The organism is Streptococcus mitis B6 (assembly GCF_000027165.1).
Classification (GTDB): domain Bacteria; phylum Bacillota; class Bacilli; order Lactobacillales; family Streptococcaceae; genus Streptococcus; species Streptococcus mitis_AR.
This window is the reverse complement of record NC_013853.1, coordinates 56,516-82,174: the sequence shown is the minus strand read 5'-3', so window position 1 is coordinate 82,174 and position 25,659 is coordinate 56,516. Positions and strand designations below refer to the sequence as shown.

The following is a 25,659-nucleotide window of genomic DNA, read 5'->3' as shown; positions in this document are numbered from 1 at the left end:
GGGATTTACCCACTACAAATATTATAGAGCCAAATATATTTTCTATATGTCAATGAAGATCGATTAAATTAGTTGAAATTTTACTAATACTCTCCGAAAATCTCTTCAAACCACGTCAGCGTCGCCTTGCCGTATATATGGTTACTGACTTCGTCAGTTTCATCTACAACCTCAAAATAGTGTTTTGAGCAGCCTGCGGCTAGCATCCTAGTTTGCTCTTTGATTTTCATTGAGTATAAAATATTGGTAATCTTTTTATCAAAAAGCTTTAATAAACAAGAAAAATCGAATTTCTTCTATTCCAGTAAATAGAGTAATAGAACTTCGATTTTTATTCTAATTATCCTAAACCAAGACGTTCAAAGATATCATCCACTCGTTTAGTGTAATAAAGAGGGTTGAAGATTTCATCGATTTCTTCTTGTGTGAGGCGTGATGTCACCTCTGGATCTGCTTCCAGAAGCGGTTTAAAGTCTACTTGGTTGTCCCAAGAGTAGGCTGTTTTTGGTTGCACCAAATCATAAGCTTGTTCACGGGTCATTCCTTTTTCAATCAAGGTCAACATAGCACGTTGGCTGAAAATCAAACCGAAAGTTGAGTTCATGTTGCGGATCATGTTTTCTGGGAAGACTGTCAAGTTCTTAACAATATTTCCAAAACGGTTAAGCATGTAGTCGATCAAGATGGTCGTATCTGGTGTGATGATACGCTCAGCTGATGAGTGAGAGATGTCACGTTCGTGCCAGAGAGCCACGTTCTCATAGGCTGTAATCATGTGACCACGGATAACGCGCGCCAGACCTGTCATGTTTTCAGAACCAATTGGGTTGCGTTTGTGAGGCATTGCTGAAGACCCTTTTTGCCCCTTGGCAAAGAACTCTTCCACTTCACGTTGTTCTGATTTTTGCAAACCACGAATCTCAGTCGCCATACGCTCAATAGAAGTTGCGATGCTAGCAAGAACTGCAAAGTACTCAGCGTGAAGGTCACGAGGAAGGACCTGTGTAGAGATTTCTTGAGCACGGATACCCAATTTGTCGCAGACGTATTGCTCTACGAATGGTGGGATGTTGGCAAAGTTCCCAACCGCACCAGAAATCTTACCAGCTTCCACTCCAGCAGCTGCATGCTCGAAACGCTCGATGTTGCGCTTCATTTCGCTATACCAAGTCGCCAATTTTAGACCAAAGGTTGTAGGTTCAGCGTGCACACCGTGGGTACGACCCATCATGATGGTAAACTTGTGCTCCTTAGCCTTATCAGCGATGATGTTGGTGAAATTTTCAAGGTCACGACGGATAATGTCGTTGGCCTGCTTGTAGAGGTAACCGTAGGCCGTATCCACCACGTCAGTTGATGTCAAGCCGTAATGGACCCACTTGCGCTCTTCACCAAGAGTCTCAGAAACCGCACGTGTAAAGGCAACTACGTCATGGCGAGTCTCCTGCTCAATCTCCAAAATACGGTCGATGTCAAAGTCCGCCTTTTCGCGAATCAAAGCCACATCTTCCTTAGGGATTTCCCCCAACTCAGCCCATGCCTCGTCAGCCAAGATTTCCACTTCAAGCCAAGCACGGTATTTATTTTCTTCACTCCAAATATTCGCCATCTCAGGGCGAGAGTAACGGTTGATCATGTTGTTCATTTTCCTTTCTTCTTAAGCTGTTGGGAATAAACTATCTAGGTAAAGCAAGATTTCTACTCAAACTCTTCTTTCCCAATAAACACAGACGGATAGTGTAGTAATTCATTGAGATCGGTATCCAATGGTAAATCATAAATTGCTAAATAGTTTTCAGGATATAGAGCAACTAGCTCTTCATATTTAGCCTTTACCTTTTCGTGATCACTACTAGCATACAAGACTTCAACGACTGCTCCAGTCTTATCCTTTTCAACAAAAGCGTTAACGATAATTTGTATCATAGACTTGTCCTAAAAATCTATCCCTTTCCCAAACTCAACCACATTGTCTGGTTCATTACTAAACACAGTCACATGTCCCATCTTGCGGTTGTGCTTCGCTTCTATTTTACCATACATGTGGAGGTGGGTGCTTGGATTTTCTGCGACATACTTTTCAGCGGCCTCGACGTGTTGGCCGAGAACGTTGAGCATAACGGCTGGCGCATGCAGGTGGATAGCTGGCAATGGTGCTCCCAGAACTCCTAAAATATGGGTATCAAACTGAGAGAAGGCGCAGGCTTCGATTGAGTAGTGTCCTGAGTTATGTGGGCGTGGGGCAATCTCATTGACGATAATATCATTAGCTGTCGCAAACATTTCCACGCAAAGGGTTCCAGACAAATTGAGCTGTTCTGCGATTCGCACTGCCATGGCTTTGGCTTTTTCATCTAAACTTTCTGAAATGCGAGCCGGCACAATGGTCTTAGACAGGATATTGTTGCGGTGGATATTTTCCTGAACTGGGAAAACCGTCACGTCCTTGCCATTTCCTGATACGATGACAGAAATTTCAAGGTCAAAATTAACAAATTCTTCCAAAACGCAGTCTGCTGAGTCAGCTAGCGCATAGGCTTCTTCCAAATCTGCTTCTGAGCGAATGACCTTTTGACCATGTCCGTCATAGCCACCAGTCGCAGTCTTGAGGACATAGTTTTTGGACAAGTCAATCTCCGCCAAATCTTGGCTAGAAGTCACAACCTTGTAAGGTGCTACCGTTACTTGAGCCTTGTTTGAGAGAAAGTCCTTTTCAAAAATACGATTTTGCGAAATGCGGAGCAGGTCGGTTCCTTGAGGAAGCTGACCTTCTTTAATAACAGCATCCAAACCGTCAGCATCTACATTTTCAAATTCATAAGTCAGGACATCGCAACGCTCAGCCAGCTGACGAAGGGCATCCACATCGTTATAAGGCGCCACAATGATTTCCGCCACACGAGAGGCTGGGCAATCCGCAGCAGGATCCAGCGCTATAACCTTGTGGCCCATGTAGATAGCAGAAATGGCCATCATCTGCCCTAGCTGACCACCACCGATAATTCCGATTGTTTTAGATGAGCTCATTGGTAGACTCCTCTGCGATTTTTCCTTGCTCCTTTGCGAAATCTGCCAATGCTGTCGCGATAGACTGATCCTCTACTGAGAGGAGACGGAGGGCGAAGAGGGCAGCGTTAGTCGCGCCAGCTTCACCAATCGCCATGGTTGCAACTGGTACTCCACCCGGCATCTGAACGATCGAATAGAGCGAATCCACGCCACTAAGGGCACGAGATTTGACAGGCACACCAATAACAGGCAGAGTGGTTTTAGCTGCAACCATGCCTGGCAAATGAGCTGCGCCACCAGCACCTGCAATGATAACCTTGATGCCACGGCTACGTGCTTCTTCGGCATATTTGAACATAAGGTCTGGTGTACGGTGGGCGGAGACAACTTTCTTTTCATAGGCTACACCGAAGCGGTCAAGGACTTCTGCTGTTTTTTGCATGGTTGCCCAGTCGGATTTTGAGCCCATGATGATGGAAATAATTGGCTTGGTCATAATTTTCCTTCTCTTTCCTTCTTTTTTCAATCACTTTAGGTTGTGAGGGACGGCAGCAGCCACCAAAGGTGTCTCATGCCTAAATCGGAAGCCCAAGGTCTTCCAATTTCCCTGAACGATTGGATTGTCATTCAATCGTTCTTTCACAACGGCGGTGATTGTTCTATATTAACTCGCTAACGCTCGTAAGTTATGCGACCATTATCGTGTTTTGTGAATTTTTGCTAATTCTTTTTTGATAATGGTCTTGGGGGGGACGGAAGCAAACCTTCGGTTTCATTCCTAAACTTTGAGCCTAAGGTCTCAAAGTTTCCCCGACCAGAACAGTATCTGTTCTGGTCTTTTCACCACGGCGACCATTATCTCACTTTGGCTCGCTTTCGCTCGCCATGACAACTATAATATCTGTTAATCTTTTATGGCCTTGCTTCCGATATCTGTTCGGTAGAAGAGCCCTTCTGTGTTTTGTTGGGCGAGTTCACTGTAAATAATGTTTTGTCCGTCTTCGACGGTATCTGCAGTAGTGACGAGCATATAAACACGTCCGCCATTTGACAGCAGTGCTCTGCTATTTTCCGCAAACTTAGCCCCTGCATAATAGGTGATAATGTCGCCTTCTGTCTTGGCTGGCAACTTGACACCTTTTTCATAGTCTAGGGGGTAGCCCTTGGATGCGACAACCACACCCAGAGTCACACCCTTATCTGTCCAAGTGATATTTGGCTCCTTGCTATCCAGAATATCCGTAATATTTTGTGCAAAGTCAGATGTCAGACGAGGCAAGATAATCTGAGTTTCTGGATCTCCGAAGCGAGCGTTGAACTCGATAACCTTAGGGCCGTCCGCTGTCAAGATAAGACCAGCGTAAAGGATACCAAGATAAGGGCGCCCTTCTTTAATCATGCCCTCAAGGACTGGCTTGACAATGGTGTCAACCGCTGTAGCAACCACGCTCTCTGGCAAGTGAGGAACTGGCGCATAGGCACCCATACCACCCGTATTAGGCCCTTTGTTGCCATCGTAGGCACGTTTGTGGTCCTGAGCCGTTGGCATGATGTAGAACTTATCACCATTGACAAAGGCAAAGAGTGAAAATTCCTCCCCATCAAGGAATTCCTCAATAACTACACGCGCACCTGAGTCACCAAATTTATTGTCCAAAAGCATCTCGTGAGCTGCTTCGACTGCTTGCTCAACCGTCTCCGCAACGACGACACCCTTCCCAAGCGCCAAGCCATCCGCCTTGACTACGATAGGCGCACCCTGCTTTTCGATATAGACCTTAGCTTCCTCGAAATCTGAGAATGTGCCATAGGCTGCTGTCGGAACTCCGTATTTGACCATGATTTCCTTGGCAAAATCCTTGGACCACTCAAGTTCAGCCGCAGCCTTAGTCGGACCAAAAGCTTTGAGTCCTGCCGCATTGAAATCATCCACAATCCCAGCCGCAAGGGCATCATCTGGCCCGATAAAGGACCAAGCAATATCGTTGGCTTTTACAAACTCAATCAATTCAGAATGTTCGGAAATAGAGATATTTACCAATTCCAAACCATCCAGAGTCATCCCGTCATTCCCAGGGGCAACAAAAACCTTTTCTACCTCTTTTGACTCAAGCAACTTCTTAGCAATCGCATGCTCACGACCACCTGAACCGACAACAAGCAGTTTCATTCTTCAACCTCTTTTGCGAATTATTTACTAACATTATAACATAAACGTTCGTTTTAATCTTGTTTTATTAAGTATTTTTAAGCAAAAAAGGAAAGAAACTGTTTTCTTCCCTTTAGTGTTCTTAATGTCTAAAATGTCTCACGCCTGTGAAGACCATAGTCAAGCCATATTTATCCGCAGCTTCGATAGACTCTTGGTCACGGACCGATCCACCTGGCTGGATAATAGCCTTGATACCTGCTTTGGCGATTTCTTCCACATTATCCGCAAATGGGAAGAAGGCATCGGAAGCAAGCACAGCGCCGTCGAGGCGGTCTTTAGCTTGGTCGATGGCAATACGAACAGAAGCCACACGGTTGGTTTGACCTGGTCCAACACCCAGCGTCATATGATCATTGGTCATGATGATACCGTTTGATTTGACGTATTTAATAGCTTTCCAAGCAAACTCAAGAGCTGTCGCTTCTGTCTCAGTTGGCTGGCGTTTGGTCACCACTTGCCAGTCAGTTGGACTTTCTTTCACCACGTCTTGATTTTGCACGAGAAGTCCACCGATTACGCCTGTGTATTCTGCTTCCACTTCGCTAGCCTCTTGAGCGTCAAATGGCAAGGCAAGGATACGCAAGTTTTTCTTTTTGTTGGTCAAAATGGCCAGCGCCTCATCCGTATAGCTTGGTGCAATGATGATTTCGAGGAAAACACCATGCATCTTCTCAGCTGTCGCAGCATCCACCTCACGGTTAAGAACGACAATGCCACCAAAAATAGACACTGGGTCAGACTCATAAGCGTAATCCCAAGCAGTCTCGATGTCATCAGCCTGACCGATTCCACATGGGTTCATGTGTTTGAGAGCCACAACGGTTGGACGGTCTTTGAAGTCACGGATGATACGAATGGCAGCGTCAGCATCACGGATATTGTTGAAGGACAATTCCTTACCGTTAAGCTGTTTCGCTGATGCAATAGAATAATCTGTCGACAATGCTTTTTGATAGAAATCTGCATCCTGCTGAGGATTCTCACCGTAGCGCATGGCTTGCTTGAGGTCATAGGTTAAAGTGAGTTTTTCTGGTTTGCGTTCTCCGACTTGAGCTGTGAAATACTCTGCAATCAAGGCATCATAAGCCGCTGTGTGACGGAAAACTTTGGCTGCCAAACGTTGGCGAGTTTCATAAGAGGTTTCGCCGTTTGCTGCCAATTCGTCCAAAACCACTTTATAGTCAGCAGGGTCTACCACAACCGTCACGCTGGCATGATTCTTCGCTGCCGAGCGAAGCATAGATGGCCCACCGATATCGATATTCTCCACTGCATCTGCATAAGTCACATCTGGTTTGAGGATGGTTTCTTTAAAGGGATAGAGATTGACCACAACAAGGTCGATGAGCTCAATCTGATTGTCCTTAGCTGCTTCCAAGTGACTATCCAAATCACGACGAGCGAGGAGCCCACCGTGGATATTTGGATGAAGGGTCTTAACACGGCCATCCATCATCTCTGGGAAGCCTGTCACATCATCGATAGCAATGGTCTCCACCCCAGCATTGTCAAGGGCAACCTTTGTCCCACCTGTCGAGATAATATCCCAACCAAGTTTTTTAAGTTCTTGGGCAAATTCAACAATGCCCGCTTTATCTGAGACGCTGATTAAGGCGCGTTTAGTCATTCTATTCCTCTTTCTTTAGGTCCAAGCGCATAGCGACTTCGTTATTTTCTTCTATAAATCCTGTTTCCTGAAAACCCAAACTAGTCAACAGGTGCTTCATTTTTTCATTTCCAACCACATAATCTGCGATAATATAATTGCAAGTGCTATCCATCTGAGCCTTTTTGATCAGAACTTCCACAGCTTTTCGTCCATAACCTCTTCCTTGGTACTGCTGGTCAATCATTATCCTCCAGATAAAGTATTCCGCTTCATCCTTATCTATTTCCAACAGGAGAAAACCAACTACAAGCTCATTCCAATAAATTGCCATTGGAAACACATCCCCATTCTCTCGGTAGAGCCATGCGTCAGCTAAAGAGCGTACATTTGGAGACACGAAACGTGCTCGTTCATCAGCTTCAGATATTTTCAAATCCAGCACTGCCTGAAAACTGCTCTCATCTACTAATTTCAGTTCAATCATTTTTTCTCCTAGCAAGATTGCGCAATCAAAACTTGATTTACTTCTTATCTTCTCCCCATCCCTAAACTCTCTAGAACTTCCGGATATAACTTATACTCTGCCTCATGAATCCTAGCTTCAAAGCTTTCTATGGTATCATCAGCTAGTCGCGGCACACGTACTTGTTTGATGACCTTTCCTGTATCCACTCCAGAATCCACCCAGTGAATGGTCACGCCAGACTGATCCACGTCAGCATTCCAAGCATCCTCAATCCCATGAGCTCCTGGAAACTCTGGCAGGTAGGCTGGATGAATGTTGACAATCTGACCTTCATAAGCCGCCAATAAGGTTGGCCCAACAATTTTCATGTAGCCTGCTAGACAAACCAAGGCAATCTGGTGTTCTTCCAAGAGTTCGACAAGGGCCGCTTCGTAGTCTGCCTTGCTCTCAAACTCCTTGAGTTCAAAAGCATAGGACAGAACGCCGAGCTTGTCTGCACGTTCGAGCACATAGGCGTCACGATGGTCTGAGAAGACAAACTCTACTGGAAATTGTTCCGCTATCACCTGAAAATTTGAGCCATTACCAGAGGCAAAAACCGCTATTTTTTTCATTTGATGATGACACTTTCGTTTTCTTTCTTGACGATACGACCAATTTCATAGACTGGTTCATCCAACAATTCCTTGACACGGCTTACATTTTCAGGGCTAACTGCTAGCATAAGTCCCACACCCATATTGAAGATTTCAAACATTTCTTCGTGTTTGATCTGACCGTATTTTTCAAGGGCTTTGAAAATCGGTAAAACTGGAACCTTGTCTTCTTCAATCTCAGCAGCCAAGTCAGCTGCAAACATACGAGGGACATTTTCGATAAAGCCACCACCAGTGATGTGGGCAATACCGTTGATCAACTCTTCCTTGATGAGTGGCAAAACAGCCTTGACATAGATACGAGTCGGCTCAAGGAGAACTTCCTTGAGTTGCTTGCCTTCCAATTCTGGCAGGACTTCCTCACCTGTGTAATCCGCAAAGACACGACGGACGAGAGAGTAACCATTGGAATGAATCCCACTTGAAGCAAGTCCGAGAAGAACATCTCCTTCTGCCACCTTTGAACCGTCAATGATTTGAGATTTTTCAGCCACACCGACCGCAAAACCAGCCAAGTCATAGTCATCTTCGCCGTACATGCCAGGCATTTCAGCCGTTTCCCCACCAATGAGGGCAGCGCCAGCCTGCACACAGCCTTCTGCAACACTAGCGACTACTTGTTCTAGTTTAGCTGGTTCATTCTTCCCTGTCGCCACATAGTCGAGGAAATAGAGGGGCTCCGCACCTGCAGCGATGATATCATTGACACACATGGCCACACAGTCCTGACCGATGGTATCGTGCTTGTCGTACTTGATAGCCAGCATGAGCTTGGTTCCGACACCATCAGTTCCTGAAATCAAGACAGGTTCTTTAACCCCAGTTTTTGAAAGATCAAACATACCACCAAAGCCACCCAGAGCTCCCATGACACCTGCACGCTCCGTACGAGCCACGTGCTTTTTAATCCGTTCAACAACTTCATAACCCGCTTCAACATCCACACCAGATTGAGCGTACGCATTTTTATTTGCCATTTTATTTTTCCTTTTCTTTGAGAAGATTGCGACGTATTTTTAGATAAACAATTATTTTATCTAATACTCAATGAAAATCAAAGAGCAAACTAGGAAGCTAGCCGCAGGCTGTACTTGAGTACGGCAAGGTGAAGCTGACGTGGTTTGAATTTGATTTTCGAAGAGTATAAAAATACTAGTCAGGGTTCTAGCTTTGCCCTATAGGACAAAGCGTCTACTGACAAATGCTTTAGCTTTTAGTCAGTAGTGAGACGTGAAGCATAAGCACTCCTATTTGTCATTTTGTCTCCTCTTCCTTTCCTTTAATGGAGAATCTTTATCCGTCTATTTGTAAAAACTGGTCTTTTCTTCTAAACTGCGACGATAGTCTTCTTCATAATCGTAGAGAGGTGTTGGGTAGTCACCGTCAAAGTAAGCGACACAGAGACCACCATTTGGCGCATCCGTTTCAATACCAATTGAATCAATCAACCCCTCAACAGAAAGATAGGTCAGACTGTCCGCACCAATGATTTGGCGAGTTTCTTCAACCGTATGATTGGCCGCAATTAGCTCCTGACGGGTCTGGATATCAATCCCGTAGAAGCATGGATAAGCTAGCGCTGGACTACCAATAGCAACGTGAACTTCAGTCGCACCTGCTTCTTTCAAGAGCTGAACGATACGACGAGAGGTTGTTCCACGAACAATGGAATCATCCACCATAACCACGCGCTTGCCTTTGACAACACCAGAAACAGCAGATAGTTTCATCCGCACCCCTTGCTCCCGCAATTCTTGAGTCGGTTGGATAAAGGTACGTTGGGTGTATTGGTTCTTGATGAGGCCCATTTCATTTGGTAGCCCAGACTCTTCCGCAAATCCCATCGCTGCGCTCAGGGAAGAATTGGGCACACCGACCACGATATCCGCCTCATGCTTGAATTCACGCGCCAATTGGGCACCCATACGTTTGCGAGCCGTATGGACATTGACACCATGAATGTTAGAATCAGGGCGAGCAAAATAGATATACTCCATAGAACAGATTGCTAACTGAGTATCGTCTGTATAGCTATCATACTGGATTCCCTTGTCATCAATGATCACAATCTCACCTGGCTTCAAATCACGAATCCACTCTGCACCAATGACTTCAAAAGCACAAGTTTCAGAGGAAACCACCACCGCTCCGTTGGCCATTTTCCCGATAGAAAGCGGACGGAAACCATTGGGGTCAAGAGCCGCAATCAACTTATCCTCAAACAGCAGGATATAAGCAAAGCCACCTTTGACAAGGCTGAGCGCTTCCTTGATTTTGCCCATCAGGCTAGGATTATGACTGCGACGAATGAGGTGAGCCAAGATTTCCGAGTCCGAAGTCGCGCTGAAAATTGCTCCTCTTTGTTCCAATTCTTTCTTGAGAGAGGCTGCATTGGTCAGATTTCCATTATGAGCCAACCCAAACTGCATATCGTGAAAACGGAAGAGGAAGGGCTGGATATTATCTACAGAAGCTTCGCCAGCAGTCGCGTAACGCACATGCCCAATCGCACCAGTTCCTGTCAATTTATCCAAATTAGCAGGATTTCTGAAGACTTCTGATAAAAGCCCCATGTCACGATGGTGCTTTAGTTTTCCTTGGTCATTGGAGAGGATTCCTGCCCCCTCCTGACCACGGTGCTGAAGACTATGGAGACCAAAATAGGTCAATTTAGCAGCATCTGGATGGCCCCAGATACCGAAAACACCACATTCTTCATTAAGAGATTTTACTTCGTATGTCATTTTATATACCTAATTTTTATTTGTGTAGCACCAAGAGCTAAATCTACATGACTTTTACATTACTGACACTATCTATTAAAACATCTGCAAGTCTTATTTTCCAGTAAAGTATTTAACCGCTGACGCAAACAGGTGCTGGTCTTTATTTCCTGGGATGTTTTGGAAAAGACCGTCTTCATAACGTTCTGAGTGGCCCATCTTACCGATGATTTGACCATTCTTGCTGGTAATTCCTTCGATGGCATGGACAGAACCATTCGGATTGTACTTAGAGTCCATACTTGGTTTTCCATCAAAGTCAACATATTGGCTGAAAATTTGTCCATTGTCACGGAGCTCAGCGAATTCCTCAGCCGTCACGACAAACTTCCCTTCACCGTGCGAAACGGGAATGGCGTGGATATCGCCCACTTGCACTCCAGCTAACCATGGCGAGTTAGTATTGGTAATCCGAGTTTCCACCATCTTAGCCACGTGTTGGTTGGCATCATTGTAGAAGAGGGTTGGGCTCGTACTGCTGGCATCTTCAAAGTTTCCGTATGGAAGAAGACCTGATTTTACGAGAGCCTGGAATCCATTACAGATACCGATAATCAAGCCACCACGGGCGATAAAGCTATCAATAGCCACACGGACTTTTTCATTGAGCAAAATATTGACAATGAACTTGGCTGAACCATCTGGTTCATCCGCAGCCGAGAATCCACCGGCAAAAAAGAGAATGTTAACCTTGCCGATATTGTCAACCATGGTTTCAACTGACTTGACAATAGCATCTTCATTCAAGGTCACAAATGGCACCAAGTTGACCTCTGCACCTTCTTTTTCAAAGGCCTTGGCTGAGTCATATTCTGAGTTGGTCCCTGGAAATACTGGGATGTAAACCACAGGTTTTTCAATAGTTTCTTTAGCTTTAATGACTGTGTTAGTAGCGACAGCTGGAACTTCTACTAGTTCTTTGGCTTGGGCAAACTCTGTTGGGTAAACTTCTTCCAATTTTCCTTGGAAGGCACTGTCAAGTTTGTGTCCATCTAGCTTCACACCGTTTACAGTCAGTGTAAAGTTTGCACTTGTTTGACCGATTTTCTCTACTCCAGCGATTTCTTCAGGAGATGTGAAGACAAATCCACCTAATTGAGCTGTCAAAGCTGTTTTAAGTTCAGGCAAGATCACCTCTGCACCAATATGATTTCCAAAAGTAGCAAGTGCCAAACTTTCAAGCACACCGCCGTATTTGACAGCTGAAGCTGCTGTTACTTTGTGAGACTTTTGAAGGGATTCAAACTGAGCAAAGTTATACTTAATCAAGTCAAAATCAATCTCTGCAGCAAGAGCTTGACCTGGGATGTAGTAAATGTTTTCCCCAACAGTCTTGAACTCAGGAGAAAGCACCTTACGGCTATCTGCCGTTGTCACCCCAAAAGCAACCAAGGTTGGCGGTACTGTCAATTCTTCAAAGGTACCAGACATGGAGTCCTTACCACCGATAGATGGTAAACCAAGTTGGATTTGTGCTTCGATAGAGCCTAGAAGAGCTGCTACTGGCTGACCAAAACGCTCAGCTTGTTTATCCATGCGCTCGAAATACTCTTGGTAAGAGAAACGAGCCTTAGACCAGTTTGCGCCAGCAGCCACCAAACGAGCAGTTGCTTCGATAACCGCATAAGCAGCACCGTGGTATGGAGACCATTCAGCTACATATGGGTTGAAACCTTGAGCCATGACTGAGGCAGTATGAGTCACACCGTGTTGTACAGGCAATTTCTGCACAGAAGCCTCAGTCGGTGTGAGTTGGTAGCGACCACCAAGCGGATGGTTGACTGTAGAACGACCGACTGAGCAATCAAAGATAGTCTGCAAGCCTTTTTGACTCGCATGGTTCAAGTCAGATAGAACCGCAAGGGTGTCAACTTCAAGTGTATCATCACTTGTTGTACGCTCTTCTGGGAGTTTGACATCCTTGTCCACAACCTTGACATCAACAACGACACGCACACCATTGGTATCAAGGAAACGACGTTCTAAGTCGACAATTGTTTCACCATTCCAGTGCATAACCAGATTTGGTTTTTCAGTCACTGTCGCAACCACAACAGCGTCAATATTCTCTTTGTTACATTCTTCAACAAAGGCATCTACGTCTTCAGGACGAACCACCACAGCCATCCGTTCTTGTGATTCAGAGATGGCAATTTCGGTACCATTCAAGCCCTGGTATTTAAGAGGCACCTTGTTGAGGTCGATTTCAAGACCGTCTGCCAGTTCACCGATGGCTACACAGACACCACCAGCACCAAAGTCGTTGGATTTCTTGATGAGACGAGTGACATCACCATTACGGAAGAGGCGCTGAATCTTACGTTCTTCGATGGCATTCCCTTTTTGAACCTCAGCTCCAGCAGTTTCCACAGACTCAACCGTTTGAACCTTAGAAGAGCCCGTCGCACCGCCGACACCATCACGTCCAGTCTTACCTCCAAGGAGGATAATGACATCACCCGCTTCCGGTTTTTCACGGACAACATTGCCCTTGGGAGCCGCACCGACAACTGCACCTAGCTCCATACGTTTAGCTACAAAGCCTGGATGGAAATACTCACGAACGTAAGTCGTCGCAAGCCCAATCTGGTTACCATATGAAGAATAACCATGAGCCGCTGTTTTAGAAATAACTTGTTGTGGCAATTTACCAGCGCGCGTTCCCGAAATCGGTGTGGTAATATCTCCAGCACCCGAGATACGCATGGCTTGGTAAACATAAGAACGACCTGATAATGGGTCACGAATGGCCCCACCGATACAGGTGGCAGCACCGCCAAATGGTTCGATTTCTGTTGGGTGGTTATGGGTTTCGTTCTTGAACATGAGAAGCCATGGTTCTTTCACGCCATCAACATCCACTTCGATTTCAACTGAGCAAGCATTAATTTCGTCTGACACTTCCATGTCATCCAAACGTCCATTAGCACGCTCATAACGACCAAAAATAGTCGCCATATCCATCAAGGTTTGCGGTTTTTCAGAACGCCCCAACTCATCGCGCATAGCGATATATTTGTCATAGGTTGACTGCAATTGTTTTTGGAATTTAGAAGCTGAGAAATCAATCTGTTTCAACTCTGTCTCAAAAGTCGTGTGACGGCAGTGGTCAGACCAGTAAGTGTCCAAAACCTTGAGTTCTGTTTCCGTCGGCACACGTCCGATTGACTTAAAGTAGTCTTGGATAAAGAGCAAATCATCCACTTCCATTGCCATGCCCTGCTCGGCCTTGTAGCGGGCAAAGTCTTCTGCTGTATAGCTTTCAAAGAAAGTCAATTTAGGAATGGTCTTGTCTGACTCTGAAAATTCCTGCTTGGCAATCTCTGTCGTGATGTCCTTGAAACGAGAATCAACTGGATTGAGCAAGTAGTTCTTGACCTCCTCTAACTCAGTCGCATCAATGTCCTTATTGACCAAGTACAATTGTGCTGTATTGACTGTCACGTCACTAGAACTTCCCAGCAAAAGCAAGGCTTCCTGTGAAGATGCTGCACGCTGGTCAAACTGCCCTGGTAGGCTTTCAATGGCAAAGAAAGCATAGTTGGCAAGATCCGCCTGCACAGCCGCTTCGTCCAAAACATGGTCTGTCACCTGCTCAGAGAAAATGTGTTTCTCTGCAGGTGCAAACAGGTCCTCTGCCAAGTCAAATACATCATAAACTTGCACGATGCGAATACTTTTCAAGCTTGAAAGTCCCAAGTTGTGCTGGAGTTCTCTAACCAAACTCTCTGACTTGACCTGAAAATCAGCCTTTTTTTCAACAAAAATACGTTTATCCATCAATTCTTATTCCTTTATTTCAGCTCTTGCAATGTTCCAACGACCTTGAGGTTGTTATTTCAACCCCTGCAACTTTTCCCAGACGATCTCGTAAACATCGATTAGTTCACCTAGTCCCCTACGGAGTGAAAAGGTCTGGAGGATCTTTTCAGTCTGAGTCCTTTTAATTGAGAGACGAAGGTTTTCCGTTGCAAACAGATTATTTCAAACCTTGCAACTTTTCCCAGACAACTTCATAAACGTCTGTTAGCTCTCCCAATCCTCTACGGAGTGAAAAGGTCTGGGGGACCTTTTCAGCCTGAGTCCTTTTAGTTGAGAGACGAATGTTTTCCGTTGCAAACAGATTATCTCAAACCCTGCAACTTTTCCCAAACAATCTCGTAAACGTCTGTTAGCTCTCCTAATCCTCTACGGAAAACATCCTTATCCATGTGGTTACCATCCGCATCCCACAAACGGCAGTTATCTGGTGAAAATTCGTCTGCCAAGATGATTTTGCCATCCTTGTCAAAACCGAACTCTAACTTAAAGTCAATCAACTTAAGCCCAATCTCAGCAAACCAGGCTTTCAAGAGTTCATTGATTCGACGAGTTTCTTCTTTCAAGTAGGAAATCTGCTGGTCATCCGCAATCTGTAGGAATTTCACATGCTCATCATTGATAAATGGATCATCCAAATCATCATTTTTGTAGTAAAATTCGACAATAGAAGTCTCAAATGCGATTCCTTCGTCTACGCCAAAACGTTTTGAAAAGGAACCAGCAGTATAGTTTCGGAGCACAACTTCCAAAGGAATAATCTCAACCTTTTTATTGAGTTGTTCCGTGTCTGAAAGCTTCTCCACAAAGTGAGTCGCCACACCAGCCGCATTTAACTTCTCAAAAATAAAAGATGAAATCTGATTATTCAAGACTCCCTTGCCCGCAATCTGCTCCTTCTTGACACCATTGAAAGCAGTCGCCTGGTCCTTGTAAGTTGAAATAATAAGATTTTCATCTTCAGTTGTATAGATATCTTTAGCTTTTCCCGAATAGATTAATTGTTTTGACATTTTAAAGTTCGCCTTTCGTATTACTTGAGCACATTCTACCATAAAAAACCAAAAAATACAAGAATTTAAACGAATAAATAGCAGATGTATTTCAAAAATCATAAAGAAAAAAACTGCAAGAAGAATCTTTCTCACAGTTTTAAAATCATTTAACTCTAACAACACGAACATTACTCTTTGTTCAAAAATTGATCTAAATAATAACGTAGGTAACTTTTCTTGCCCGTAATCATCTGCAGGCGACCTTCCACCCCGTACCGAAGTTTTTCAGCCTGCTCCGAAGTTAGATTAGTCTCCGCCTCAATTTTAAAGAAATTCCCTTTCTCAGTCTTAGTAGCTGTCGCATCTATACTTGTAATAGTAGAATCTAGGAAAAGTTGATTCTTGGCATCATGAGTCGTCGTATAACGAACAGAATCACCGACCTTGATCCTTGCTACGTCTTTCGAACTTAGATAAGCTGTGAGTTTAGCTTTCCCTTCTTTCTCCAAGGACGGATAGAGTTGGGCTAGTAGGGCACCTTCTGCAACCATGCTAGAATCACTGGTCTCAGGATTAAGATGAAGTACCCCATCCTCACTCGCCGTAATTTTCCCCTTGTCTAAAAGATTTCCCTGTACCTTCTTACCTGACTCCACCTCCAAGATTTTCTGGTCTAGAAGGGTCAATTCCTGACCAACCTTTGCCAAGTGTTGGGATTTGAGAGACTCCAATTGACTGCTTAAACCAGACGCATAGGCTTGCTGGCTACCTGAACCCGCATACTGGACACGGTAAGTAGCAAGACTAGATTCTAACTGAGAAAGCTGTGCTTCAACCTGCGCAACAGCCTGAGCTTTAGCTTGCGGATTTTCCTCACCCTGAGACTTATAGGACTGGTAGAGAGAGTAGGCTAGATTCTGATTGCCCAAGGAAGCGCCTGTTTCAATAGCTGACTTAGCTGTCTGGTAATCGCGAATTTTAGCCTCTGCTTGACTGATGAGGTTGCCGATTTCAGCTTGGGTTTGACTAGCTGCTGCATTCTGGGACGCGATGGTCTCGTTTTGTTGCGATGTACTAGCCCTAAGACTTCCTGCTTGACTGATGTAGTCGCGAAAGGTGGCTTGGTAGCCAAACTTATCCTCCTCTGGAAAGTAATCCGTCCCTTCTTGCAGGCTCTTTTGCAAATACTCCAATTGCTTTTTTTGATCCTTGAGCATGTCCAACTGACTAGCATAGGCCTCCGCTTGGACACCCTCTGCCCCTTCCTGATATTGAAGCAGAAGTTCCCCCTTCTTAACCAGCTTATTTTCTTCCAAATGATTGACAAGAATGCGATTGTTGCTAGTTGACTGGATATTTGCAAGGATACGACTAGGCTCAACAGTAGCTCTAGTAGACAAACTCATCTCCTTCTCTGCAAATGTTGCAAATCCAAGCAAAAACACGAGTAGAAGGGACATGGGCACAATCACCCGACTGGAAAAATTATGGTAACGACGATTATAAAACTCCGCACTTTCTAAAAATTCTGGTTTCATCCTCTCCTCTTTCTAGCTATTCACCAAATGGGCATAAAAGCCACCCTGTGCAAGTAAATCAGCATGCTTTCCTTCTTCAACAATCTTGCCCTGATCCAAGACAACAACCTTCTCTGTCCGTTCAGCAATGGTCAAGCGGTGGGCGATGAAAATCAAGGTCTTATCTAAAGCCATGAGATTATCCACAATCCGCTTCTCTGTCAAGATATCCAAACTACTGGTCGCCTCATCCAAAATCAAGACCGGCGCATCTGTCAAGAGAGCACGCGCCAGAGCAATTCTCTGCCGTTGACCACCTGAGATACCTGCCCCATCCGAAGTCAATTCTGTCTGGTAATTCAGTGGCATCCGCTCAATGTCCTCTCGAATCTCTGCCAATTCGACCGCCCGTAAGATATCCTCCTGAGTCGTCCCTTCCTTGGCTCCCAAAAGAAGATTCTCTAAAATCGTTCCGTTAAAGACATAGGGCTGTTGAGGCAGATAGTTGATATACTGGCGCAGGGCTTTTTTATCAATCTGATTGAGATTGACACCACCCAGACTAATCTCCCCTTGACTTGGGTCGTAAAAATTAACCATCATCTTAGCCAAGGTCGTCTTACCTGACCCTGAAATTCCCACAAAAGCCACTTTAGAACCTTGGGGAATGGTCAAATTGATGTCTGACAAGACATCTCGACCATAGCCATACTTGTAGGAAACCTGCTTGAAGGTCATCTCTCCCTTCATCAAGCTCAAATCCTCAACTGTTTTCTTCTCCTCAAACTCAGAAGCTACCAGATAAACCTCATTTAGACGGTTATTGGCAACCTGCGCTGTCTGAAGCTTAGTTTGCAGGTTGATGATATTCTCCAAAGGATTGGTAAAGTAAACCAGCAAGGTATTATAGGTAATCAACTGCCCCAAACTCATCTTGCCATCCATGACCAGAACAGCCCCCATCCAGAGAATGCCGACATTGAGCAAGAGATGGGCAACCTTTTTCAGAGCCTTTTGCTGACTCTCTGCCCGACTATAGGTAAAGGATTTTTTCAGATAATCTACAAATTCCTTGTCAATCTTTTGGTAACGTTGACTTTCACTGGTCAAAGACTTGATAGTCTCAATACCGTTGATGTCCTCAATGATAGAAGAAGACAGAACCGCATTGGCTTCCATGGTATCCCGATTCATCTTTTCAAACGGCTTCATAAAGGCAAAGATAATCACTGTATAGATAGGAAGCGCCAATAAGGTCATGAAAAAGAGATTGGTATTTTGTGAAAATAAAACAAGTGAAATAATGACAACCGTTGACACATCTAGGAAAATCGAAAGAATGGTCGAAGCCAGCGCATCAATAATACTATTGGCATCTGTAAAACGAGACACGATCTCCCCTGTCCTGCGTGTCGCAAAGAAGGACATAGGCAGGTGAAAAACATGCTTGATATAGGACAAAATCACATCAATCGATAAGCGTTGCCCCAAAACAAGTAAGAGATACTCCTGAGCGTAAGACAAGATTTGCTGAAGAATATAAACAATCACCAGCCCAATAGAAATAATCCCCAGCGTCGAACGCATCTGATCTGGCACATAGGTGTCAATGATAGACTGCAGATAATAAGAACCCACAATGTTAATCAAGGTTACCAAGAGTGTTGCCAAAACGATATTGGCAATCAAGCCACGCTGCTTCACTAATATAGGGATAAAAGAGAGTAAACCATTCTTTTGATCCTTATGAGGCTTGTAGTCTGGACTAGGTGCCATAAAAAGAGTCACCCCTGTCCATTCTTCCGCAAAACGCTCACGTGGCAGTTTGGTCAATTTCACCCCAGGATCTGGATCGGCAATATGAATGCTGTCCTTATCCTGCCCAGTCACCACATAGTAGTGGAGCAATTTTCCTTCCTTAAGCACATGGGCAACAAAAGGAAAAGTCAAATCTGGCAAGTCAAAAAGCGTCATATCCGCCTTAATTGCTCGCGTCTCAAAACCAATCTCCTCTGCCACCTTGACCAAGCCCAAAGCCGTCGTCCCATCCATGGTCGTCTTAGCCAATTCTCGCAAATGAGCCAAAGAATAATAGCTACCATAGTAGCCAAAAACCATGGCTAATGAAGCTACACCGCAGTCCATCTGATCCACCTGCGGACGATAGTGACGTTTCCCAAATTTCATATTCATCTCCTTTTCCTAATACTCAATGAAAATCAAAGATCAAACTAGGAAACTAGCCGCAGGTTGCTCAAAGCACGGCTTTGATGTTGTAGATAGAACTGACGAAGTCAGTAACATCTACATGGCAAGGCGACGTTGACGTGGTTTGAAGAGATTTTCGAAGAGTATAAACTCATCTGATAATACCTATCTTACCCCAATTCCCAAATAAAAACTGGACTTCCTCCCCAAATGCGCCTATCTCCCTCCCAACTGCACTTTTTGGATAAAAAAATAGGCAGAACAAACGTTCTACCTACTAAAAATATGGTATGAAAGGAAATTGATTTTTTACTAACACCCTAGGCAAGCTTAGGACAAATAAATCATTGATAGTAACAGTTGCTATCCTATTTATTACTTCAATTTCTAATGTCCCTGCTATTTCTAAGCCACCTCTGGTATGATCTATTCCTAGTCAGAATAGATAACACCGTTCTAAGTTACGATTCATAGTTACTCCTTTTTTTGATTCGTTACTGTAAGACATCTATTCCCTATAGAGCGTCTACTACCTCAAATTTATCCATTCTTTTTTTCTTTACTTCTGTATAAAAGAATGAAGACCATCATAAATAATGCAATCGTTGGTATATTGAAACTATCAAACCAAGTAGGTAAAGATACTTTATTCATATCAGCTACTAATCTGATGATGATATAAGACATTGAACTAAGTAATACCATGATTTCAGGCCAAACTTTCAGTATTGATTTAACAAATTTCATATTAAACTCCGATGTGATGCATTCTTAGATTCTAGCCTAGCTATTTTCAGCGCAGACTAACAAGTCATTCTTAACTGTTTACTCTACTCGCTTTTTATTGGCCTTATATCCTAGATAAAAGAGCCCAAATAAAACAGGGTAAATTTCTGGATAAAATAGGATATTGATTGGACTTTTCAAAATCACATGCGTTGCGATGTAGATAATGAGCGATACGATAAAATAACCCTCAGCAAAGCCTAATAAAAATGTTTTAATAGAAAACTCCTAATTACCTGACAAGAATGGCGGAAAACTCTACCATTCACATACACAAAATCCTTTTGATTCATGTTCTTCATTTATGATTTTGATTATTTTTTGACAAATCTTTGCGAAAAATACCAAAATATGCTGAGAAAAGCAACCCAACTAAAGTCCATTGCCAATTAAAGGATACTAACGAACCTGTACGAATCACATGAAGCGCGAGATTAAGAGTTATTCCCAATAAAGGAAATATAGTGGCTAGTTTAGGTAACAATGTATTAAGATTCAGATTGTGGTTATTCATTATCTAACGCCCGCGACGAGCCAAATCTGAACCAAATGTGTAACCAGCCCCAAATGCGCCAAATGCAATAGCACTTAGGCCAAATATAACCGAAATAGGTTCAATTCCTCCTTCAATTACTTGCAAATCTTTCTCATCAACTACTTGAAATTTATCCATTCTTTTCTCCTTTACTTCTATATAATAAAATGAATACCATTAAAAACAATGAAATTGTTGGTATATTAAAATCATCAAACCATGTAGGTAAGGGTAGCTTATTAACATCAGCTACCAACCTGATAATTGTATAAGATATTGAACTAAGTAATACCATAAGCTCAGGCCAAATCTTCAGCATTAATTTAACAAATCTCATATATAAATCCAAAATTATGGTCGATTAGCATAATATCCTGCAGCTATGCCGGCACCTGCTGAAGCTGTAGCAAGCGCAGCTACACCTCCAATTAATTTCCAACTAATAACTACACCACCAATAATAATTGGTGCAATTCCCCCATCCACATCCATCAACTCTTCTTCTGTAAGAGCTACAAAGTTCTGTTCCATTTTGTCAAAATTTGTCATCTTTTTCTCCTCTTGTTCTATTTTTTCTAAATCTTATCTTCTAAAAAATGGGGTCCCAATAAATACACCGCGTAACAATAGACCTGAAATTAGACCCCCTTGATAACTTTCCTTACTACCACCAACCATCAAGGCTAAGTCGCTTTCCTTTAATACCTCAATAGTATACTTGTCATTCATTTCATTCATTGCTTATCCTCCTAAAAACCTAAACCTCTACGAAATCCAATGTACCAATCTGCAAGGGTCTTCGTCCAATTTTCTCCACCTTGAATATCGGTCAATTCTTCCGAAGTTAACTCAACAAATTCATATTGATGTTCTTTCATTATTTTATTCCTTTCTTTTTCCTCTTACTTATTTATTCGAAAATGTACAACTAAATTAAATTTTATTTAAAAAATAATTTAATGAACCACGGATACAAGATTGGTAGATACATAAACCAGGCTCCTTTCCTTTTCCTCTTACTTATCTATTCGAAAAACAATTCGAAAATGTACAACTAAATTAAATTTTATTTGAAAAATAATTTAGTAAACCACGGATACAAGATTGGTAGATACATAAACTAGGCTCCTTTCCTTTTCCTCTTACTTATCTATTCGAAAAATAATTCGAAAATGTACAACTAAATTAAATTTATTTAAAAAATAACTCAGTGAACCATGGGTAGAACATTGATATAAACATGAACTAGGCTCCTTTCCTTCTCCTCTTACTTATCTATTCGAAAAAAAGTCAAAAAAATAAGAATATCAGAAATTTTTCCGATATTCTTATTGATAAACTCATCCAAGTCTAATAGATATTAGACATTGAGATGTTTTTTAAGGGTTCTTCTGGCTGTTCGTGATACGGGGAAGTGCAAGCCTTCTAACAAGGTCACTTCTGTGGCAGTCATCTCTTCAATTGCCTGTAAACTGACTAAAGTATTGCGATTGGCATAGACAAAGTAATCTTTTTCAGCCTTGGCAGCGATATCCTTGAGACTACCATAAATGGTTTTGATAGAATGATTGGCATAATAGACCTTGATACGATGGGATTCCACTGAGGTTTCAAAGGCTAAAATTTCATGGTAGGGCAGAGTAAAGCCCCGTCTTCCCTCAAAACTATAGGTGAAGAGACGCATATTTTCCCTCTTGTCCACTGCCAGTACATAGTCCAGACAACGCTCCAACTGATGACGGTAATCTTCCTCTGGCTGATCCTTGGAAATAAAATCCAAGGCAGACAAGTGGTAGCGAAAAGCTAGAGGCAAGGCCTCCGAGTGTGTGGACACAAAGACAATACTTGTAAAGGGATCTAGCTCCCGAACCTGTTGAGCAACCTGAAAACCCCGTTCACGCTCTCCATCAATCTCTAAATCTAATAAATAGAGCTGGTAATGGTCAAAATACTGAGAATACTTTTCAACATCTCCATAGTTTTTGGCAATATCAATTTCCAATCTCAAATTGCGAGAGCGACCAATATCTAGTAAAGTCTGCTCTATCCGTCCTTGCTGGACTCTATCGTCTTCCAAAACTAAAATTCTCATTCCTCTCCCCCTCGTTTCTCATCCTTAAATGGCAATTCTAAATCTTGTCTAAAGGTCGTCTCTCCTAGCTGGGTATCTAAGTTTAAATCATAATGAAAAACCATATCCTCCAAGGTCGCTAAACCCAGTCCACTGTGGTTTCCCTTGGTAGAGTAACCCTTTTGACTGAGAATGATGGGATTCAGTTCTTCTTTCTTACGAGTGTTTTCAATGATAAAACGGACACTCCTATCACCTGCCAACAAAGCAACCCGAATCTGCGGATTTTCAGCCTCACTGGCTGCCTCTAAGGCATTTGTCGTGAGGATAGAGAGGATACGGATAGCCTCCAACATCGGCAATGCCAGTTCTTCGACAACCCCCACCGTCTCCAAACTAAAATGAATTCCCTGATTATCTGCCACAATCATGGCTTTTGCCAAGGTATTACGAATGGCTATATCATGGATATTGTGAAGATTAAAAGCTGTGTAATCTGCCTTCCTCAGCTTTTCATTGGTCTTTAGAAAGACATCTTGATAAATGGTAGACACCTCAGCCATATCTTGATTCGCTATGGCAGGCTCCATGCTAGCGACAATCCCTGCAAAATCATGACGGAAACCTCGAACCTCATCATAGAGATGACCCAACTTATCCACCATCCCTTGCAAGGAACGATTTTCTTCTTCCTGTCTCTGAATGGTCTGCTCATCACGATAAACCTGCTCTAAGTGTCTGATATAAAAGAGCCAGGAGAAAAAGAGAATGAAAATCAGGAGAGAAATGGTCGTGTCAAAGCGAACGTAAAAAGAACTATTTCTATTGGTCATGAACGAAGAGAATATCCTAAATCCAGTCAGAGGTAGGATAATGAAAAAGCTCTTACGATAGTGGGTTTTAAAAGTATCTGAAAAGAATAAATCCAAATCCAAAGACCAACGCTTCATAATTTTACAACATAGAAAGATTGATAATAAATCAAATATAGATATATATAAAGTAGAAAACGAATCTACGAAACAACAAGGCTCACCAGATAATACACGAATCCAAATTGTCAAAAATAAATAACGAATACTTTGAAAGAAGAGAAAAAGATACAGAGAAAGAAAAAGAGATTCCCCTTTTCCCTTGTGCAATACTAATAAAAAAATACAGTAAAAGTAGATAAGAACTCCTATATGAAATAATTCTCCAAATGTTTGACGAGCAGATAAACTAATTAAAAATATAAGTATCCAATAACGTTTTTTATAAAATTCTGGGGAAATTTGAGCGCCCAAATAAATAGTAGGCACTATGGTTGAAACGACTACCAACAGTAGATATATCACAGAAAATAAGAATTCTAAAATAAGCATAAATAAATCTAATCTCTAACTAATAGTGTGAATTTAAGCAACGTGTCTACCCGTACCAAATAATTTATTGCACCATTTTACAGTATCTTCAAAAATCCCTCCACCATTCACTTCCTCCAATACCTCTGGGGTTAACTCTTCAAATTGTTCTAATTCTACAAATGTATTTTTCATTTCCATGACAGACTCCTTTTCATTATTTTATAGATAACTCTATCCCCTGCTCCATCTACAAAAGGCTTTAGTTTCCTTTTGAAATACAAGAAATCTAAAGCCTCCTGAAAATGGTATATTGGTTAGAGTGTTAACAATTAGTTGTGAAGATGTTATTTTTATTTAACCACAACCACTTTATAATATTCGTTTGAGTGTGGAGATTCAATCTTAATTTTTTCACCGTATAAACCATCGATTTCTTTATCCAGATAATCTGAAACTCCCGATGGCAAACGTTTCATCTTAAGAATCTCACCAGATTGACCCGCATAGGCTAGGATGTGATAGTGGGTTGTAGCCATACCATCATCAATTAATACAAAGTAACCTGTTTTGAGCTTACCTTGCTCATTTTCTAAATAGTATAGTTTATTGTTATTGATTGTAAAGCTGGTAGCTCCAAGACGAAGTCGTGCACCTGGATTTTCTAAATAGACATCATTGCCAACTTTTTTAACCTCTGAATAGGTTGTCATTGCTGGGATATTAACCACACGATGTCCATTTTCATCAAAGTAGTAGCGATTTGGTAAGTTTTGGAAGTTCTGTACAACTGCCTTAGGATTAATTTCTTGTCCTTCTTCTTTATTATCCACTAAAGCTAAGGTAGTATTTGCAACCTCATCCCCATATTTGTTAGAAAACTTCTGGAACTCTGGTCTGATATACCAAGTGTTTTTTTCAATAATAACATCGTCACCTTTAGCATTTAGCAAATATTCTTGCCCATCTCCAAGTTTGACAATATCATGAATATTGTATCCAGCATCTTTTCTATTTGCTAGATAGCCATCCTTACCAATGACATAACTTTCCCCATCACTGGCTGGAACAGCTCTATCTGCGACCATAGCACCTGATTTTTCAAAGTAAGACCATTTACCATCTATAAACTCCCAACCTGTCATCATAGAACCACTAAAATGAAGATAGTACCATGTAGACCCTTCTTTGTACCAACCTGTACGCATGGCACCACTATTAGCTAGTGAGTACCATGTGTTGCCTTCCTTGTACCAGCCAGTACGCATAGCTCCACTATCTGCTAGTGAATACCATGTATCACCGTCTTTGAGCCATCCTGTCTGCATTTTTCCAGAACCGTCAAAATGGTACCAAGAACCAGCATTTTGTACCCATTTATCCTTAGCTAGACTGCCATCTTGTGAAAGATTCCAGTCAGCACCATTTTTAACCCAAGTATCTGCAGCCTGTGCTTGGTTGATAGACAAAAGTAGACCAGCACCTGCAAGCAGACCAAGTGTGAGTAGTTTAGATTTTTTCATAGCCATTTCCTCCTTTATTGAATAGTTATCAAAAGATATTTTTCCATCATAAACATTCTACATAACTCCTAATAATCCTTAAGAGTCAACCAACACCTTCTTTCTATCATCATTGCCCACCCCACAC

28 protein-coding genes and 1 pseudogene are annotated in these 25,659 nt (G+C 42.6%); all 29 read right to left on the bottom strand.

Features of this window, described 5'->3' with window-relative positions; genetic code table 11:
* Positions 1–83: 83 nt before the first annotated feature.
* Positions 84–230 (bottom strand): hypothetical protein, encoded by a 147-nt coding sequence (locus tag SMI_RS10680; RefSeq protein WP_000693551.1) that lies wholly within the window; start codon positions 228–230, stop codon positions 84–86.
* A 110-nt stretch (positions 231–340) separates the two neighbouring features.
* Positions 341–1,636, bottom strand: a complete 1,296-nt coding sequence (gene purB, locus SMI_RS00385; RefSeq protein WP_012972422.1) for an adenylosuccinate lyase — start codon at positions 1,634–1,636, stop codon at positions 341–343.
* 62 nt (positions 1,637–1,698) lie between these two features.
* Positions 1,699–1,926, bottom strand: coding sequence for a hypothetical protein (locus SMI_RS00380; protein ID WP_000614695.1), 228 nt, complete (start codon positions 1,924–1,926; stop codon positions 1,699–1,701).
* A gap of 9 nt (positions 1,927–1,935) precedes the next feature.
* Entirely contained in the window at positions 1,936–3,027 is a 1,092-nt protein-coding gene (gene purK / locus SMI_RS00375; protein ID WP_000099042.1) for a 5-(carboxyamino)imidazole ribonucleotide synthase, read from the bottom strand.
* Positions 3,014–3,505, bottom strand: a complete 492-nt coding sequence (purE, locus tag SMI_RS00370; RefSeq protein WP_000165488.1) for a 5-(carboxyamino)imidazole ribonucleotide mutase — start codon at positions 3,503–3,505, stop codon at positions 3,014–3,016. The genes purK and purE overlap by 14 nt, the downstream gene beginning before the upstream one ends.
* A gap of 30 nt (positions 3,506–3,535) precedes the next feature.
* On the bottom strand, positions 3,536–3,652 hold the full coding sequence (locus SMI_RS10675; protein WP_080710434.1) for a phosphoribosylaminoimidazole carboxylase: 117 nt from the start codon (positions 3,650–3,652) through the stop codon (positions 3,536–3,538).
* Positions 3,653–3,913: 261 nt separating this feature from the next.
* Positions 3,914–5,179 carry a phosphoribosylamine--glycine ligase gene (purD, locus tag SMI_RS00365; RefSeq protein WP_000772240.1) on the bottom strand — a complete coding sequence of 422 codons (1,266 nt, stop codon included), beginning with the start codon at positions 5,177–5,179 and terminating at the stop codon, positions 3,914–3,916.
* 121 nt (positions 5,180–5,300) lie between these two features.
* Positions 5,301–6,848 carry a bifunctional phosphoribosylaminoimidazolecarboxamide formyltransferase/IMP cyclohydrolase gene (gene purH / locus SMI_RS00360; RefSeq protein ID WP_000166538.1) on the bottom strand — a complete coding sequence of 516 codons (1,548 nt, stop codon included), beginning with the start codon at positions 6,846–6,848 and terminating at the stop codon, positions 5,301–5,303.
* A gap of 1 nt (position 6,849) precedes the next feature.
* Positions 6,850–7,314, bottom strand: coding sequence for a GNAT family N-acetyltransferase (locus tag SMI_RS00355; protein ID WP_000571271.1), 465 nt, complete (start codon positions 7,312–7,314; stop codon positions 6,850–6,852).
* Between the two features lie 44 nt (positions 7,315–7,358).
* Positions 7,359–7,910 (bottom strand): phosphoribosylglycinamide formyltransferase, encoded by a 552-nt coding sequence (gene purN / locus SMI_RS00350; protein WP_000717511.1) that lies wholly within the window; start codon positions 7,908–7,910, stop codon positions 7,359–7,361.
* On the bottom strand, positions 7,907–8,929 hold the full coding sequence (purM, locus tag SMI_RS00345) for a phosphoribosylformylglycinamidine cyclo-ligase (RefSeq protein WP_001284592.1): 1,023 nt from the start codon (positions 8,927–8,929) through the stop codon (positions 7,907–7,909). The genes purN and purM overlap by 4 nt, the downstream gene beginning before the upstream one ends.
* A gap of 324 nt (positions 8,930–9,253) precedes the next feature.
* Positions 9,254–10,696 carry an amidophosphoribosyltransferase gene (gene purF, locus SMI_RS00340; RefSeq protein ID WP_000220607.1) on the bottom strand — a complete coding sequence of 481 codons (1,443 nt, stop codon included), beginning with the start codon at positions 10,694–10,696 and terminating at the stop codon, positions 9,254–9,256.
* A 93-nt stretch (positions 10,697–10,789) separates the two neighbouring features.
* A complete protein-coding gene (locus SMI_RS00335) occupies positions 10,790–14,515 on the bottom strand; it encodes a phosphoribosylformylglycinamidine synthase (RefSeq protein ID WP_000361183.1) in 3,726 nt (1,241 codons plus the stop codon).
* Between the two features lie 54 nt (positions 14,516–14,569).
* Positions 14,570–14,638, bottom strand: a pseudogene (locus tag SMI_RS11015) (phosphoribosylaminoimidazolesuccinocarboxamide synthase); the annotation flags it as partial.
* Between the two features lie 76 nt (positions 14,639–14,714).
* On the bottom strand, positions 14,715–14,858 hold the full coding sequence (locus SMI_RS10965) for a phosphoribosylaminoimidazolesuccinocarboxamide synthase (RefSeq protein ID WP_343287568.1): 144 nt from the start codon (positions 14,856–14,858) through the stop codon (positions 14,715–14,717).
* A gap of 1 nt (position 14,859) precedes the next feature.
* The gene (gene purC / locus SMI_RS00330) at positions 14,860–15,567 is read right to left on the bottom strand and encodes a phosphoribosylaminoimidazolesuccinocarboxamide synthase (RefSeq protein WP_164925502.1); all 708 of its coding nucleotides are present in this window, start codon (positions 15,565–15,567) and stop codon (positions 14,860–14,862) included.
* Between the two features lie 170 nt (positions 15,568–15,737).
* Positions 15,738–17,087, bottom strand: a complete 1,350-nt coding sequence (comB, locus tag SMI_RS00325; protein WP_000801593.1) for a competence pheromone export protein ComB — start codon at positions 17,085–17,087, stop codon at positions 15,738–15,740.
* A 12-nt stretch (positions 17,088–17,099) separates the two neighbouring features.
* Positions 17,100–19,253: a peptide cleavage/export ABC transporter ComA gene (gene comA / locus SMI_RS00320; RefSeq protein WP_000668317.1), complete on the bottom strand. Its 2,154-nt coding sequence runs from the start codon at positions 19,251–19,253 to the stop codon at positions 17,100–17,102.
* Between the two features lie 561 nt (positions 19,254–19,814).
* A complete protein-coding gene (locus tag SMI_RS00315) occupies positions 19,815–20,021 on the bottom strand; it encodes a bacteriocin immunity protein (protein WP_000673799.1) in 207 nt (68 codons plus the stop codon).
* 78 nt (positions 20,022–20,099) lie between these two features.
* The gene (locus SMI_RS10670; protein ID WP_231840221.1) at positions 20,100–20,279 is read right to left on the bottom strand and encodes a hypothetical protein; all 180 of its coding nucleotides are present in this window, start codon (positions 20,277–20,279) and stop codon (positions 20,100–20,102) included.
* Between the two features lie 79 nt (positions 20,280–20,358).
* The gene (locus SMI_RS10960) at positions 20,359–20,574 is read right to left on the bottom strand and encodes a bacteriocin immunity protein (protein WP_012972421.1); all 216 of its coding nucleotides are present in this window, start codon (positions 20,572–20,574) and stop codon (positions 20,359–20,361) included.
* A 3-nt stretch (positions 20,575–20,577) separates the two neighbouring features.
* Complete coding sequence (locus tag SMI_RS00310; protein ID WP_000357249.1) at positions 20,578–20,733, bottom strand: smi_0061 family bacteriocin-like peptide; 156 nt, start codon at positions 20,731–20,733, stop codon at positions 20,578–20,580.
* A 213-nt stretch (positions 20,734–20,946) separates the two neighbouring features.
* The gene (locus SMI_RS00305; RefSeq protein WP_000180818.1) at positions 20,947–21,144 is read right to left on the bottom strand and encodes a class IIb bacteriocin, lactobin A/cerein 7B family; all 198 of its coding nucleotides are present in this window, start codon (positions 21,142–21,144) and stop codon (positions 20,947–20,949) included.
* 33 nt (positions 21,145–21,177) lie between these two features.
* Complete coding sequence (locus tag SMI_RS10535; protein ID WP_001004585.1) at positions 21,178–21,333, bottom strand: hypothetical protein; 156 nt, start codon at positions 21,331–21,333, stop codon at positions 21,178–21,180.
* A gap of 11 nt (positions 21,334–21,344) precedes the next feature.
* Positions 21,345–21,473 (bottom strand): smi_0059.1 family bacteriocin-like peptide, encoded by a 129-nt coding sequence (locus SMI_RS00300; protein ID WP_000658145.1) that lies wholly within the window; start codon positions 21,471–21,473, stop codon positions 21,345–21,347.
* A gap of 482 nt (positions 21,474–21,955) precedes the next feature.
* Positions 21,956–22,687 carry a response regulator transcription factor gene (locus tag SMI_RS00295; RefSeq protein WP_001221865.1) on the bottom strand — a complete coding sequence of 244 codons (732 nt, stop codon included), beginning with the start codon at positions 22,685–22,687 and terminating at the stop codon, positions 21,956–21,958.
* Positions 22,684–23,499 (bottom strand): GHKL domain-containing protein, encoded by an 816-nt coding sequence (locus tag SMI_RS10665; protein WP_000184941.1) that lies wholly within the window; start codon positions 23,497–23,499, stop codon positions 22,684–22,686. Before SMI_RS10665 ends, SMI_RS00295 begins: the two co-directional genes overlap by 4 nt.
* 564 nt (positions 23,500–24,063) lie before the next feature.
* On the bottom strand, positions 24,064–24,210 hold the full coding sequence (locus tag SMI_RS00285; protein WP_000425304.1) for a smi_0057.1 family bacteriocin-like peptide: 147 nt from the start codon (positions 24,208–24,210) through the stop codon (positions 24,064–24,066).
* A 152-nt stretch (positions 24,211–24,362) separates the two neighbouring features.
* Complete coding sequence (locus tag SMI_RS00280) at positions 24,363–25,532, bottom strand: N-acetylmuramoyl-L-alanine amidase family protein (protein ID WP_000748692.1); 1,170 nt, start codon at positions 25,530–25,532, stop codon at positions 24,363–24,365.
* Between the last annotated feature and the right edge of the window lie 127 nt (positions 25,533–25,659).